Below are 14,625 nucleotides of genomic sequence, written 5' to 3'. Positions count from 1 at the left end.
TTTTTTTTGTTACCTCAATTCCGCTCCCAACTTCTTTTCGTAATTGGTTTGAAGCTTCGACATTATTTTGTCTATCTGTTTATCTGTTAATGTATTTTTTGTATCCTGTATGGTGAAGGATACAGCATACGACTTTTTACCTTCTGGTAGGTTTTTTCCGGTATATACATCAAACAGGTTGATGTTTTTGAGCAATTTTTTCTCTGTTTCAAAAGCGAGGTCGTGTACCTCTTTAAAACTAACCTTATTATCCAGTAATAGGGCAAAATCTCTTTTTACCTCTGGATACTTTGGGATGTCCTTAAATTGAATACTTTTTGAAGGCACCAATTTTAAAATAGTTGACCATTCAAAATCCGCATAAAGGACCTCTTGTTTTATATCGAAATGTTTGGTTATTGATTTTTTTACGACTCCAAAATTAACGAGCACATTTTCCTGTGCGTTTAAAGAGAGGCCTTCAGAAAATACATCGCTTTGTGTTGGTAAGGAATTGGTGTCCGATATACCCAAACGATGTAGAATGTTTTCCACCGTAGCTTTCAAGAAATAAAAATTGCAAGGTTGGGTTGGTAGACTCCAGTTCTCTTCTGTTTTGTTACCTGTAAGCAGTAAACTCAGATGCTTGTTCTCTATTCTTTCCGTCTGCTTTTGATGGTAAGTCTTTCCGAATTCAAAGAATTTGATGTGTTGCTTTTTTCTATTACTGTTGTAAGAGATAGCTTCCAATCCAGGAAATAGCATAGACATTCTCATAATAGACAGGTCTGTACTAAGTGGGTTCATGATCTTTACTGCCTCTTCCTTTTCATGATCCGAGGACAATGCAATATAATCTGGTGTGGTTAAGCTATTGGCCAATATTTCATAAAAACCCTGCGAGGATAATTGGTCCCCAATTAAGTTTTGTAGCTTGTAATCCTCAAATTTTGAAGTAGAAGCAATGGAGGCATTCAACTTTTCTTTTGAATTGATATTGTTGTAGCCGAATACACGTAATATTTCCTCTATAACATCTACTTCTCTTTGCACATCCACTCTATAAAATGGTATTGCCAGACCCATTCCTGATTCGGATACATTTTTTACTTTAATATCCAGGGACGCCATGATAGATTTTATGGTGTCTTCCGGAATTTCTTGACCTATAAGCTTGTTGATCTTATCGTAGGTCAAAAACACCTGGTAATCGTCTTTCTTTTTAGGATAGAAGTCGGCCACATCGGAAGTAATGTCTCCTCCGGCAATTTCCTTGATCAATAATGCAGCACGCATGAGGCTGTATTCCACGTTGTTGATATCTATTCCCCTTTCAAATCTAAAGGAGGCATCTGTACTTAAAGCATGTCTTTTTGCCGTTTTTCGTACTGAAACTGGATTGAAATAAGCACTTTCCAAGAAAATGGAAGTGGTATATTCTGTAACTCCTGAGTTCTCTCCCCCGAAAACACCTGCTATGCACAAAGGTTTTTCCGCGTCACAGATCATTAGGTCTTCTTCGTGCAGTTCTCTTTCAAGCCCATCCAATGTGGTGAACTTGGATCCTTTAGGAAGGGTTTTTACGATTATTTTTTGCCCTTTAATTTTTGCGGCATCAAAGGCATGTAACGGTTGTCCCAATTCGTGCAACACATAGTTAGTGGCATCCACAATGTTGTTCTTTGGGGTAATTCCTATGGCTTTTAGCCTGTTTTTCAACCAGTCTGGCGAAGGTTGTACAATTAGGTTACTTATTGTCAATCCACAATATCTGGGAGCAAGTTCACTTTTTTCTACGGCCACATCAATTTTAAGGGACCTATTCTCTACAGTAAAATTACTGACGGAAGGGGTTATCAATTCTTTCTGAATATCTCTTTGCTTTAAGCCGGCTTTAAGGTCTCTGGCTACCCCAAAATGGCTCATAGCATCAGCACGGTTTGGTGTAAGGCCAATCTCGAATACTTCATCGTGCTCAATTTTAAAAACCTTTGCACAGGGAGTACCAGGAACTAAGCTATTGTCCAAGACCATAATACCATCATGACCCTTGCCCAACCCAAGTTCATCTTCCGCACAGATCATACCATGGCTTTCCTCTCCGCGAATCTTCCCTTTTTTTATGGTCCAGGCCTCACCTTCTTGCGTGTAGAGGGTAGTGCCAATAGTGGCAACAGGCACCTTTTGACCAGCAGCCACATTGGGTGCACCACAAACAATTTGTAACGGCGTTTCGGTACCAATGTTCACGGTGGTCAATTTTAACTTATCTGCATTGGGATGTTTTACACATGTGAGAACCTCTCCAACGACAATTCCCTTTAGGCCACCTTTGACCGATTCAAAAGCTGTAATCCCCTCTACTTCCAATCCTAAATCGGTTAAAAGTTCTCCTGTCTTTTGGGAATCCCAATCAATTTTAATGAACTGCTTTAACCAGTTGTAAGATATTTTCATTGATACTATATTTTATTTTGTCTGTGATCCAGTTGAACCGCCATCGCTATATCCACTTGATCAAACAGGGGATTCTAATCTTGGTTTTGGAATAATCAGCTATATAAACTTTTGATTATAGCATTATTGGAGCTTTTATCTCTTCTAGAACCCCATTTAATACTGATTATTTAAGTGCCCAAAGATAAAACAATGCAGGAAGACATTCAATAGGTATTCAATTGAAATCCTTTTATTTTTTATTGTAAGTATATTTGCCTTAATTCGACATTCAAACAATAGCTTACACTTATGAGAAAGATAACTTTTCTATTTGCGATATTTTTATTGCTTACCTCTTGCAAAGAAGCAGAAACTCCCTCCCTAAAAGAAGGTATTTGGTTGGGGGAAATGAAATTGATGGACAATCAAACACTTCCATTTAATTTTAATATTAGTAAGACAGCCGAAGGGAACTACGTGATGGAATCATATAACGCGGATGAAATTTTGTACATAGATGAAATTAGTACGAATAAGGATTCTATAATGATAAAGATGCCTGCTTTTGAAGGTTATATCAGTGGCGTGTTTTCAGATTCTGAAATTGTTGGCGACTTTATACAGGAAAGCATGGATCGCAGTGTTTCGTTCAAGGCCACCTATGGCATTGAGAAAAGATTTGATGTTAATGCATCTTCAGCACAAAATGTAAGTGGTATTTGGGAAACAGAGTTTAGTCCAAATACAGCTGATAGTTATATGGGTAAAGGCATGTTCACCCAAAAGGATGATAGGGTAGTAGGCACGTTTAGGACTACCACTGGAGATTACCGTTTTTTGGAAGGGGTTGTGGATGGGGATTCTCTAAAATTATCAACCTTTGATGGTGCCCATGTATTTTTATTTAAGGCCAAGGTTACAGATAGTACCCTTAATGGCACCTTTTATTCCGGAAAGCATTTTAAGGAGCCTTTTGTAGCGCATAGAAATGACGCTTATGAATTACCAGATGAGGATTCCTTGACCTTTATAAAAGAAGGATTTGAAAAGCTTTCTTTTGCGTTTCCAGATTCCAGTGGAAACCTAGTTTCTTTGGATGATAATTTGTTCAAAGATAAAGTTGTGATTGTGCAGATCATGGGGACGTGGTGTCCGAATTGTTTGGACGAAACAAAATACCTGGTAAATTACTTAAAGGAACAGGAAAAAGAGGACTTGCAAGTAGTGGCACTCTCCTTTGAATATGCAAAAACACAAGAAGCTGCATTTAAGGCAATTAACAGATTGAAAGAACGAATAGGAATAACCTATCCCATCCTCCTGGCTCAATACGGGTCATCGGACAAGGATTTGGCCCAAGAGAAACTACCTATGTTAAATCACATCCTATCCTATCCTACAACGATCTTTTTGGATAAAACGGGAGCGGTAAGAAAGATAAGTACAGGGTTTAATGGCCCTGCAACAGGAGAAAAGTACGATAAATTTGACAATGATTTCCGAGAATTTGTTGGAAGTCTCATGGAGGAATAAAAAAAAGCCTTTTCAAAATTGAAAAGGCTTTTTTATTGAATTCTCCTACCTAATTTATATGATGGTTGACTTTCCAAGACCAATATTTTCATAGTTGAAATTGAGATCTTCTTCCGAATCAATGATATTTTGGGAAATAAAATCACCTACCTGACTTGTACCATAGGTACTGGTTGGATTTATATCCTTGGTGGAAATGTTTTTTCTCAAGGCCTTATCCACGGCAACAATAATGGCCTGTGCTTCTTCATTTAGACCAAAATGGTTCAATAGCATTGCTGCTGATAGAATTGAAGCAATAGGGTTGGCAATATTTTTTCCTTGCACTTGTGTATACGATCCATGAAATGGCTCAAACATTGCATAGTCGTTTCCTATAGAAGCCGATGGTAACAGCCCTTTAGATCCGCAAATGGCACTGCTTTGGTCGGATAGAATATCTCCAAAAAGGTTATCGGTCAATATAACATCAAACTGTTTTGGATTTAGCATAATTTGCATCGCTGCATTATCGGCCAACAGATAATCCAGGGTAACCTCAGGGTAACTTTCCCCTATTTTAGAAACTACTTTTCGCCATAGTCTTGAAGTTTCCAAGACGTTTGCCTTGTCCACCACCGTCAATTTTTTCTTTCTATTTTTAGCAGCCTTAAACGCCAAATGGGCTATTCGGCTTATTTCTTTTTCTGAATATTGACAAAGATCTGAGGCTACTGTGCCGTCAGCACTTAATTTTTTTTCACCGAAGTAGATGCCCCCTGTAAGTTCGCGGTAGATGACAAAATCTGTCCCAAGAATAATTTCCTTTTTTAGAGGGGATTTTTCAAGAAGGGTAGGGAATATTTTTACCGGTCTTATGCTGGAAAAAAGATTCAACTCCATTCTCAGTTGCAACAATCCTTGCTCAGGTCGCACTTTAGCATTTGGATTGTCGTCGTATTTTAAGGTCCCAATGGTACCGAAAAGAATTGCATCGGAACTCTTGCAAATTTCCAATGTTTCTTCAGGTAGGGGATTTCCTGTCTGATCCATTGCCACCGCTCCAATGGAAGCTTCAGTGTATGTGAAATTATGACCAAAAGTTTCTTCTACGGCCTGAAGACATTTCACTGCCTGTGCCAATACTTCCGGTCCAATACCATCTCCTGGTAGTAGTGTTATATTTAGGTTCATTAAGCTACCTTTTCTATATTAATCGAACTAGTTTCGATAATTTCATGGATATCCTCGTCCATGATTTCTTTTTTGCGATCAGCGTATTTTAGGAAGGCCTCATAAATGACATCGAGCTGTACTTTTGTAAGTTCATAGCCAATCTTTTTTGAACGGTATGCCAATGCAGCTCTTCCACTTCTCGCAGTGAGCACAATAGATGATTCGGTTACGCCCACATCTTCAGGATCCATTATTTCATAAGTCTCCCTATTTTTAATTACACCATCTTGATGAATTCCTGAACTATGAGCAAATGCATTAGAACCAACAATCGCTTTATTGGGCTGAACCGGCATCCCCATTTTTTGAGAAACCATCAAACTGGTGTCATATAACAATTTACTATTGATATTTGTGTCCAAATTCAAGTAAGGATGTTGCCTTAAAATCATGACTACTTCCTCCAAGGAAGTATTGCCAGCTCTTTCACCTACGCCATTTATGGTACATTCAATTTGTCTAGCACCATTGATCACCCCTGCAATAGAATTAGCTGTTGCCAACCCAAGGTCGTTATGGCAGTGACAAGATAAGATTGCTTTGTGTATGCCTGTAACGTTATCCCTAAGATACTTAATTTTTGCACCATATTCTTCAGGAAGACAATAGCCCGTTGTATCTGGAATATTAAGAACCGTTGCTCCAGCCTTGATAACTTCTTCGCAAATCCTCGCTAAAAAGTCATTATCGGTACGGCCCGCGTCCTCAGCATAAAATTCTATGTCTTCAACAAAGGTTTTGGCATATTTCACGGCATCTACCGCACGTTCAATAATGGCCTCCCTATTAGAATTAAATTTATATTTAATGTGTGAGTCAGAAGTACCTATCCCCGTATGAATCCTAGGTCTCTTGGCGTATTTAAGTGCTTCGGCAGCAACTTCAATATCTTTTTTTACAGCCCTTGTCAATCCACAAACTGTGGCATTTTGTACTAATTTTGCAATTTCACTTACCGAATTGAAATCGCCTGGACTGGAAATAGGAAATCCTGCTTCGATTACGTCAACGCCCAATTCATCTAAGCGTTCAGCGATAACAAGTTTTTGTTTCGTATCCAATTTGCATCCTGGGACCTGTTCCCCATCTCTCAGTGTCGTATCAAAAATTTGTACTTTATCTTTGCTCATTATATTTGTGTAATTTAGGTAAGCTATACGAATATATAGCTACCTTAACCAACTGTTTGGCGCCTAAATAAACATTTACAACGTTAAGTTACTTTTTGTTATATTTAAAACCCTGATATACAGTTAATTAAATAATAATTATTACGATGACAACTGCACATAAAGATGCTTTGTTCGTGTTGGTGAAATCACTTTCTAAGTCAGAAAAGCGTCAATTTAAGCTCTATGTTGGTAGATTGGGAGTCAATACCGACGCTAAGTTTTTAGCCTTGTTCAACCTATTGGATAAGATGAAAGATTATGATGAAAAGGCCATATTGGATAGTGGAATTGTTAAAAAAACCCAGTTGTCCAATCTTAAAGCGCATCTCTACAAACAAATATTGGTTAGTCTACGATTAAATCCAGTCAATCAAAATATACGTGTCCAGATAAGAGAGCAGCTCGATTTTGCCACTATCTTGTATCAAAAAGGCCTGTATAAACAAAGCTTAAAAATTCTGGATAAGGCTAAAAGCACAGCTATTGACAATGAAGAAAAAAATATAGCCTACGAGATTGTAGAACTTGAAAAAATAATAGAAACACAATACATCACCAGAAGTATTCCAGATAGGGCTGATGAATTGGCAATGCAAGCGAAAAGACTTTCTGAGCAAAATGTAATTACCAGCAAGTTATCCAATTTATCCCTGCAATTGTACGGAATGATGCTCAAGGTGGGATATGTGAAAAGTGATGAGGAAATAAAAAATGTAAAGAAGTATTTTGATGACCATTTGCCCGTATACAAGATTGAGGACTTGGGATTTAGGGAAAAACTTTGGCTCTACAAAGCCCATTTATGGTATAGTTTTTTAATTCAGGATTTTTTATCCTGCTATAAATATTCGAGCAAATGGGTGGACCTTTTTTATGAGAATAAGGAGATGATTTACTTAAACCCTGTTTTCTTTTTAAAAGGGAACCATTATCTTTTGGAATCCTTATTCTATGTAAAATACAGTTCCCAGTTTAAGGAAACTTTGGAAAAATTGGAGGCCATGGTCAATAGCGAAGAGTTTCCGAAAAATGATAATATTTCTTCTTTGGCATTTCTATACATCAACTCCAATAAATTGAACCTCCATTTTATGGAAGGGACCTTCGAAAAAGGGTTGTATCTGGTCAAAATAATTGAATACGGCATCAATAAGCATAAAGAACGTATTGATGAGCACCACGTCATGGTCTTTTACTACAAGATTGCCTGCTTATATTTTAGCATGGGTGAAAATAAAACCTGTATCCAATATCTAAAAAAAATCATCAACAACAAAAACTTAAAGATGCGCGAAGATCTCATGTGCTTCGCCCGTGTTCTCAGTCTTGTTGCCCATTATGAAGCAGGAATGGATTACCATCTTGAGGTACAGTTAAAGAGTACGTATAAATTTTTGTTGAAGATGAACGATCTACATGCGGTACAAAAGGAAATGATCAAGTTTTTAAGAAACTTGGGGAATATCTATCCGCACGAGTTAAAGGATGAATTCCAAAAACTTTATAATGAGCTTAAGAAATACGAAGATCATCCATATGAAAAAAGGGCATTTTTATATTTGGATATCCTTTCTTGGCTAGAAAGTCATTTGCAAAATAGACCAGTAGCCCAAATAATCAGGGAAAAGGCTTTGACGCTTACTAGATAAATGAAGTTGATTTCAAAGAACACACACCTAACTAATTTGCTGGAAATTAATTTGGCCATGCTTTTTGTGAGCACATCTGGTGCCTTGGGTAGGTTTATTCAATTGCCAGTGCCAATCACCATTGCTTCCAGGGCTATTTTGGCGTTTATATTATTATGGCTTTTTTGCAAATGGAAAGGCATATCCTTAAGCATTGATAAAAAGGACTATCTCCCCATCTTAATGAGTGGCATATTTATGGGCTTACATTGGATTACCTATTTCTATGCATTAAAATTGTCCAATGTTGCCATAGGAATGCTTTCTCTTTTTACCTATCCGGTAATTACGTCTTTACTGGAGCCTGTTTTGCTCAAGACCAAATTTTTAAAAATCCATCTTTTATTGGGCATCATGGTATTGGCTGGCATCTATTTTTTGGTCCCTAAATTTGAAATGGGCAACTCTTATACTCTTGCAGTTGGAGTAGGGGTTTTATCTGCACTTTTTTATGCGTTGAGGAATCTTGTACTAAAGGCTAGGGTAAAGCATTATAATGGATCAGCATTAATGTGTTACCAAATGGTGATTGTAGGTACTTTGTTATTTCCCGTATTTTTCTTTCTGGAATCCGATGCAGTGCTAAGCCAATGGAAAGGGCTTTTAATCCTTGCCTTGGTAACTACGGCAATTGGACATACCTTGTTCTTGAACAGTTTTAAATATTTTTCCATTACAACCGCAAGTATTATCAGTAGTGTCCAACCGGTTTATGGAATTATATTAGGCGCAATTTTCTTGGCCGAAATACCATCATTGATGACTATTTTTGGAGGGGTTTTGATATTGGGGTCTGTTGTCATCGAAAGTGTTAGGACTTATAAATAGAATAACTAAAGACAAGCATTCCATATGGGTTCGTCAGGGGGAGGGGCAACCAAATGGAGCATATCCTTTTTAACCGGATGAATGAATGATAGGTTTCTGGCGTGCAAATGAATACTGCCATCTTTATTGCTGCGATCAAACCCATATTTTAAATCTCCCTTGATTGGGCATCCCAAGGCATTTAATTGGGCCCGGATCTGATGATGCCTTCCGGTTTTTAGGTCAATTTCCAACAAAAAGTAATTGTCCAACTGTTTCAGCATTCTATAATCCAAGATAGCTTTTTTGCTGTCTGGCACCTCATGTTTATGGGCGTAGGACTTATTTTGTTTCGTATTTCTTTTTAACCAATGGATAAGTGTGGCAGAGGGTTTTTCTGGGGCGTTCTTAACAACGGCCCAATAGGTTTTCTGGGCATCCTTCTCGGCAAATAATTTATTGAGTCGCGGTAAGGCTTTTGATGTTTTTGCAAAGACCACAATCCCAGATGTTGGCCGGTCTAGCCTATGGGCAACCCCTAAATAAACATTTCCTGGCTTGTTGTACTTTTTTCTAAGGTATTCTTTGACCACCTCACTTAATGGGGCATCGCCCGTCTTATCTCCTTGGACAATATCCCCAGGCCTTTTGTTAATGGCAATAAGGTGGTTATCCTCGTAAAGGACTTGAAGGTTTTTTGGCGTAGAAATTATTTTAGTCTCCAATATCAATTAATACTGTTCTTCTTCATTAGGAAAATCCCTGCTTTTTACGTCCGTGACATATTGAGAAATGGCATTTCCCATTTCTTCATATAAATTCATGTAGCGCCTTAAGAAACGGGGATTGAACTCTTGGGTAATTCCCAAAAGATCATGTACTACCAATACTTGTCCGTCCACCCCATTGCCTGCGCCTATACCTATTACTGGGATGCTAATGCTATCGGCAACTTTCTTGGCTAAATCTGCAGGTATTTTTTCTAGCACAATTGCAAAACAACCTAATTTTTCTAAAAGCTTAGCGTCACTCAGTAGTTTTTGTGCCTCTTCTTCTTCCTTTGCTCTAACGGTGTAGGTCCCAAACTTATAAATGGACTGTGGGGTGAGCCCTAAATGTCCCATTACAGGTATCCCTGCATTGAGAATCCTTTTTACGGATTCCTTTATTTCTATACCTCCCTCAACCTTAACCGCATGGGCTCCGCTCTCTTTCATTATACGAATAGCGGAACGCAAGGCCTCCTTAGGATCACTTTGATAACTACCAAACGGAATATCAACTACCACTAGTGCTCTTTTTACCGCTCGTATTACAGATGAGGCATGGTAGATCATTTGATCCAGGGTAATAGGTAGTGTAGTTTCGTGCCCGGCCATCACATTACTTGCCGAGTCCCCAACCAAAATAACATCCACATTGGCATCGTCTACAATTTTTGCCATGGAAAAGTCATAGGCAGTCAACATGGAGATTCGTTCCCCGTTCCTCTTCATTTCTATCAAAGATTTAACGGTTACCCTTTTGTATTCTTTTTTGGCTACTGACATGAATATTGGTTTAAGACGATAAAAGTAAGGAGTTTTGTTCAAAAACTTTAAGGGATTCTTAGTTTCGGCTTTAAAATAATTAAGTTATTTTCGATATTGGACTCTAAAAATCATAAAATGAGAATTTTAATCTGTTTCTGCCTGTGTTTATTTGTTTTAAATGCTAATGCCCAATCATCGGAGGAGAGTGCCGTTAAGCAAACTATTGAAACATTCTTTGAAGGGTTTCACCAACAAGATTCTGTGCTCCTGAAAAGTGTAGTTTCAGATCAGGTGATTATTCAGACGATTGCCAACAAAGTGGATAGTACCTTTGTACAGTCCGAAGATTACAATGATTTTGTGAGTCACATCATGGGTATCCCTACCACCACAAAGTTTGAGGAAAAACTGTTATCCTTCAATATTCAAATAGATGGGGCTATGGCCCATGCCTGGACCCCCTATGAATTTTGGTTAAATGATACCTTCAGTCATTGTGGGGTGAACTCATTTCAGTTGTTCAAGGATTTAGATTCTTGGAAAATTATATATATCATTGATACAAGACACAAACAAGGTTGTGATTAAAAATCAACAATCGCTAAGATAAACCCCAACCGCTAAACCGCCTTCCGAAGTCTCCTTGTATTTAGAACTCATATCCTTGGCAGTTTCCCACATGGTGTTCACCACTTTGTCCAAAGGAACTTTTGCATTCTCGGGATTGGAGTCCATCGCCAATTCAGCGGCATTAATTGCTTTTATGGCACCCATAGAGTTTCTTTCTATACAAGGCACTTGAACCAAGCCCGCAATTGGATCACAGGTAAGGCCTAGATGGTGTTCCATGGCTATTTCTGCAGCCATTAAGGCTTGTTCAGGGGTACCACCCATCAATTCAGTGAGTGCCCCAGCAGCCATAGCCGAAGAAACGCCAATTTCAGCTTGACAGCCGCCCATGGCCGCTGAAATTGTAGCACCTTTTTTGAAAATACTGCCTATTTCGCCTGCAATCATTAAAAACTTTTTCACATGTTCAAAAGTGGCATCGTGGTTTTCAATGACCATGTAGTACATTAGAACGGCAGGTATAACACCTGCACTGCCATTGGTTGGTGCAGTGACTACCCGTCCTAAAGAGGCATTTACCTCATTTACACTTAGCGCAAAACAGCTTACCCATTTGAGGATTTGTCTAAATTTTACTTCGGTCTTCCGGATGGCTTCCAACCATTCTTGAGGATTGGAATAGGGGATGTCCCCTTTTAGACTTTGGGACATATCATATGCACGGCGTCTTACATTTAAGCCACCCGGTAAATGTCCTTCAGTATGGCAACCTATGTACATGCATTCTAGCATTGTGTCCCATATACGCTCTAATTCCCTATCTATTTCAGGATCTGTGCGCAAGGACCTTTCATTTTCCAATACCAATTCCGAAATGGATTTGTTCTCCTGTTTGCAATAGGCTAGAAGTTCTGTGCCCTTTGTTATAGGAAAGGGGAAGGTTTTGAATACCTTTAGGTTTTGTATGGCGTTTACCCTTTCTTCCTTTACCACAAATCCTCCACCTATGGAATAAAAGGTTTCTTCAATTTTTTTTCCGGATTTTAATGTGGCAACAAATAACATCCCATTGGCATGAAAAGGTAAAAACTGCTTTTCAAAAACAATATCCTGTTTTGCATCAAAAGGAATTTTTTTTTCACTATTAAAATTCAAAATCCCCGTAGATTTTATTTCCTCTACGATACTACTGATATCTTCGATAGGAATATACTCTGGGTCGGCCCCGGTTAATCCCAACATAATAGCTAAATCTGTGGCATGCCCTTTTCCTGTTAAGGATAAAGAACCATATATATGAACCTTGAAGGAAGCAACTTGATCAAATAAACCATCTTCCTTCAATTCTTTGATCCATCTTTCTGCAGCCCGCCAAGGACCAAGAGTGTGGGAGCTAGACGGACCAATACCTATCTTGAGCATGTCGAAGGTGCTAATACATTCCATTTACGCAATCGATTAAGTTGATAACAAATATATGTTTCTCTCAGACAAAAATGAATGGGAAATACGTTAATTCCAATTATGATATTGGAGGGTATTATAAGTTACGAGGAATCAGCCAAATACGCTAATAGTTATTTAAAGTGTCATGCACCTTTGGTTTAAACTTTCATATGTCATATCAAGGAAAGTTTCTGTATTTAAAGCTATCAAAGGTCTGAATTGTCATTTTAGATACCGATAATCTGACACCTTGTCATATTTCTTTTCATGGCATAATCATTGACTTATAGGTAACGAATTATAAAAGGAATTTTCAACACAATAAAAACATAAATATGAGTAAGATTATCGGAATAGATTTGGGAACAACCAACTCTTGCGTTTCCGTAATGGAAGGTAACGAGCCAGTAGTTATCCCAAATGCAGAAGGAAAAAGAACAACACCATCCGTTATAGCTTTTGTAGAAGGCGGAGAGATTAAGGTAGGTGACCCTGCAAAACGTCAGGCAGTAACCAACCCAACCAAAACTATATACTCTATCAAGAGATTTATGGGGAATAAATTTTCTGAATCTAGTAAAGAGGCAGGAAGAGTACCTTATAAAGTAGTAAAAGGAGATAATGATACTCCAAGAGTTGATATCGATGGCCGTTTGTATTCTCCACAGGAATTATCTGCTATGATTCTTCAGAAAATGAAGAAAACAGCAGAAGACTATTTGGGACAAACAGTTACAAGAGCGGTGATTACTGTTCCTGCTTACTTTAACGATGCACAAAGACAGGCGACCAAAGAAGCTGGTGAAATTGCAGGTCTTACAGTAGAGCGTATTATTAATGAGCCAACAGCTGCATCTTTGGCCTATGGTTTGGATAAGAAAGATAAAGAACAAAAAATTGTCGTATTTGACTTTGGAGGTGGTACTCATGATGTTTCCATTCTAGAACTAGGGGATGGTGTATTTGAGGTATTGTCTACAGATGGTGATACACACTTGGGAGGTGATGATGTTGACCAAAAGATCATCGATTGGTTGGCAGACGAATTCAACAAGGAAGAAGGAATCGATTTGCGTAAGGATGCTATGGCATTACAACGTTTACGTGAGGCTGCAGAAAAAGCTAAGATAGAATTATCTTCATCTGCCCAAACAGAAATCAACTTGCCCTATGTGACAGCCACTGCTTCAGGACCAAAACACTTGGTGCGTACAATGTCTAGAGCTAAATTTGAGCAGTTGATAGACGATTTGGTTAAAAGAACAATTGCGCCTTGTGAGACTGCCCTTAAAGCGGCCGGTTTATCAAAAAGCGATATCGATGAAATTATTTTGGTAGGTGGTTCTACAAGAATTCCTGCGGTACAGGAAGCAGTAGAAAAGTTCTTCGGAAAAAAACCATCCAAAGGTGTGAACCCTGATGAAGTTGTTGCTGTAGGAGCTGCAATCCAAGGTGGTGTATTGACAGGAGATGTGAAGGATGTACTTTTATTGGATGTGACACCATTGTCTTTAGGAATTGAGACCATGGGAGGTGTAATGACCAAGTTAATTGAGTCTAATACAACAATCCCTACTAAGAAGTCTCAGGTATTCTCAACAGCGGCAGACAATCAGCCTTCTGTAGAAATCCATGTCTTACAAGGAGAAAGACCAATGGCAACGGACAATAAAACTATCGGAAGATTCCATTTGGACGGTATTCCACCAGCACAAAGGGGAACACCTCAAATTGAAGTTACTTTTGATATCGATGCCAATGGTATAATCAAGGTATCAGCGACTGATAAGGCTACCAACAAATCTCAGGATATCCGAATTGAAGCTTCTTCTGGCTTGACCGAAGAAGAAATCAAGAAAATGAAAGCTGAAGCGGAAGCGAATGCCGAGTCGGATAAAAAAGCTAAAGAAACTGCTGATAAGTTGAATGAAGCTGATGGAATGATCTTCCAAACTGAAAAGCAACTGAAAGAATTTGGTGAAAAATTATCCGATGATAAAAAGAAACCAATCGAAGATGCTTTGGAAGAGTTGAAAAAGGCTTACGAAGCTAAAGATTTGGCCATGATCTCTCCTGCTTTGGACAAAATAAATGAGGCTTGGAAAGTAGCTTCTGAAGAAATGTACAAAGCACAGGCAGAAGGACAACAAGCAGACGCCTCACCAAATGGTGAAGCTAGTGCAGACGCTGGAGCCAAAGAAGGCGATAATGTGGAAGATGTTGACTTCGAAGAAGTAAAATAAT

Annotated in this window: 11 protein-coding genes; 5 read left to right on the top strand and 6 right to left on the bottom strand. The window is 38.5% G+C overall.

What is annotated here, in order from left to right:
• Window positions 1-9: 9 nt before the first annotated feature.
• Window positions 10-2,436, bottom strand: coding sequence for a phenylalanine--tRNA ligase subunit beta (gene pheT, locus SB49_RS05145; RefSeq protein WP_062054490.1), 2,427 nt, complete (start codon window positions 2,434-2,436; stop codon window positions 10-12).
• A 291-nt stretch (window positions 2,437-2,727) separates the two neighbouring features.
• Between pheT and SB49_RS05140 the strand changes: the two genes are divergently transcribed.
• A complete protein-coding gene (locus SB49_RS05140; protein WP_062054488.1) occupies window positions 2,728-3,951 on the top strand; it encodes a peroxiredoxin family protein in 1,224 nt (407 codons plus the stop codon).
• 54 nt (window positions 3,952-4,005) lie between these two features.
• On the opposite strand, the gene leuB is transcribed toward SB49_RS05140, so the two are convergent.
• Together leuB and SB49_RS05130 are read right to left on the bottom strand one after the other, a co-directional pair.
• A complete protein-coding gene (leuB, locus tag SB49_RS05135; protein ID WP_062054487.1) occupies window positions 4,006-5,124 on the bottom strand; it encodes a 3-isopropylmalate dehydrogenase in 1,119 nt (372 codons plus the stop codon).
• A complete protein-coding gene (locus SB49_RS05130; RefSeq protein ID WP_082591076.1) occupies window positions 5,124-6,296 on the bottom strand; it encodes a 2-isopropylmalate synthase in 1,173 nt (390 codons plus the stop codon). The genes leuB and SB49_RS05130 overlap by 1 nt, the downstream gene beginning before the upstream one ends.
• Before the next feature lie 146 nt (window positions 6,297-6,442).
• Between SB49_RS05130 and SB49_RS05125 the strand changes: the two genes are divergently transcribed.
• Together SB49_RS05125 and SB49_RS05120 are read left to right on the top strand one after the other, a co-directional pair.
• The gene (locus SB49_RS05125) at window positions 6,443-7,987 is read left to right on the top strand and encodes a hypothetical protein (RefSeq protein WP_062054485.1); all 1,545 of its coding nucleotides are present in this window, start codon (window positions 6,443-6,445) and stop codon (window positions 7,985-7,987) included.
• Window positions 7,988-8,854, top strand: a complete 867-nt coding sequence (locus SB49_RS05120; protein WP_062054483.1) for a DMT family transporter — start codon at window positions 7,988-7,990, stop codon at window positions 8,852-8,854.
• Between the two features lie 5 nt (window positions 8,855-8,859).
• On the opposite strand, the gene SB49_RS05115 is transcribed toward SB49_RS05120, so the two are convergent.
• Both SB49_RS05115 and panB read right to left on the bottom strand, forming a co-directional pair.
• On the bottom strand, window positions 8,860-9,558 hold the full coding sequence (locus SB49_RS05115; protein ID WP_062058883.1) for an RluA family pseudouridine synthase: 699 nt from the start codon (window positions 9,556-9,558) through the stop codon (window positions 8,860-8,862).
• A gap of 6 nt (window positions 9,559-9,564) precedes the next feature.
• Complete coding sequence (gene panB / locus SB49_RS05110) at window positions 9,565-10,383, bottom strand: 3-methyl-2-oxobutanoate hydroxymethyltransferase (protein WP_062054481.1); 819 nt, start codon at window positions 10,381-10,383, stop codon at window positions 9,565-9,567.
• A gap of 117 nt (window positions 10,384-10,500) precedes the next feature.
• Between panB and SB49_RS05105 the strand changes: the two genes are divergently transcribed.
• The gene (locus SB49_RS05105; RefSeq protein ID WP_062054478.1) at window positions 10,501-10,953 is read left to right on the top strand and encodes a nuclear transport factor 2 family protein; all 453 of its coding nucleotides are present in this window, start codon (window positions 10,501-10,503) and stop codon (window positions 10,951-10,953) included.
• Between the two features lie 3 nt (window positions 10,954-10,956).
• On the opposite strand, the gene SB49_RS05100 is transcribed toward SB49_RS05105, so the two are convergent.
• Window positions 10,957-12,381: an L-serine ammonia-lyase gene (locus tag SB49_RS05100; protein WP_062054476.1), complete on the bottom strand. Its 1,425-nt coding sequence runs from the start codon at window positions 12,379-12,381 to the stop codon at window positions 10,957-10,959.
• Between the two features lie 335 nt (window positions 12,382-12,716).
• Here SB49_RS05100 and dnaK point away from each other — a divergent pair, with 335 nt between their 5' ends.
• Window positions 12,717-14,624 (top strand): molecular chaperone DnaK, encoded by a 1,908-nt coding sequence (gene dnaK / locus SB49_RS05095; protein ID WP_062054474.1) that lies wholly within the window; start codon window positions 12,717-12,719, stop codon window positions 14,622-14,624.
• Window position 14,625 lies beyond the last annotated feature (1 nt).

This window comes from Sediminicola sp. YIK13, assembly GCF_001430825.1.
Taxonomy (GTDB): Bacteria; Bacteroidota; Bacteroidia; order Flavobacteriales; family Flavobacteriaceae; genus Sediminicola.
This window is presented reverse-complemented; position numbering and strand designations above follow the sequence as displayed.

Excerpts from the sequence above, each read along its gene's own strand:
- panB (WP_062054481.1), bottom strand. The coding sequence starts at position 10,383 with ATGTCAGTAGCCAAAAAAGAATACAAAAGGGTAACCGTTAAATCTTTG.
- SB49_RS05100 (WP_062054476.1), bottom strand. The coding sequence starts at position 12,381 with ATGGAATGTATTAGCACCTTCGACATGCTCAAGATAGGTATTGGTCCG.
- leuB (WP_062054487.1), bottom strand. The coding sequence starts at position 5,124 with ATGAACCTAAATATAACACTACTACCAGGAGATGGTATTGGACCGGAA.
- SB49_RS05140 (WP_062054488.1), top strand. The coding sequence starts at position 2,728 with ATGAGAAAGATAACTTTTCTATTTGCGATATTTTTATTGCTTACCTCT.
- SB49_RS05130 (WP_082591076.1), bottom strand. The coding sequence starts at position 6,296 with ATGAGCAAAGATAAAGTACAAATTTTTGATACGACACTGAGAGATGGG.
- SB49_RS05105 (WP_062054478.1), top strand. The coding sequence starts at position 10,501 with ATGAGAATTTTAATCTGTTTCTGCCTGTGTTTATTTGTTTTAAATGCT.
- dnaK (WP_062054474.1), top strand. The coding sequence starts at position 12,717 with ATGAGTAAGATTATCGGAATAGATTTGGGAACAACCAACTCTTGCGTT.
- SB49_RS05125 (WP_062054485.1), top strand. The coding sequence starts at position 6,443 with ATGACAACTGCACATAAAGATGCTTTGTTCGTGTTGGTGAAATCACTT.
- pheT (WP_062054490.1), bottom strand. The coding sequence starts at position 2,436 with ATGAAAATATCTTACAACTGGTTAAAGCAGTTCATTAAAATTGATTGG.
- SB49_RS05120 (WP_062054483.1), top strand. The coding sequence starts at position 7,988 with ATGAAGTTGATTTCAAAGAACACACACCTAACTAATTTGCTGGAAATT.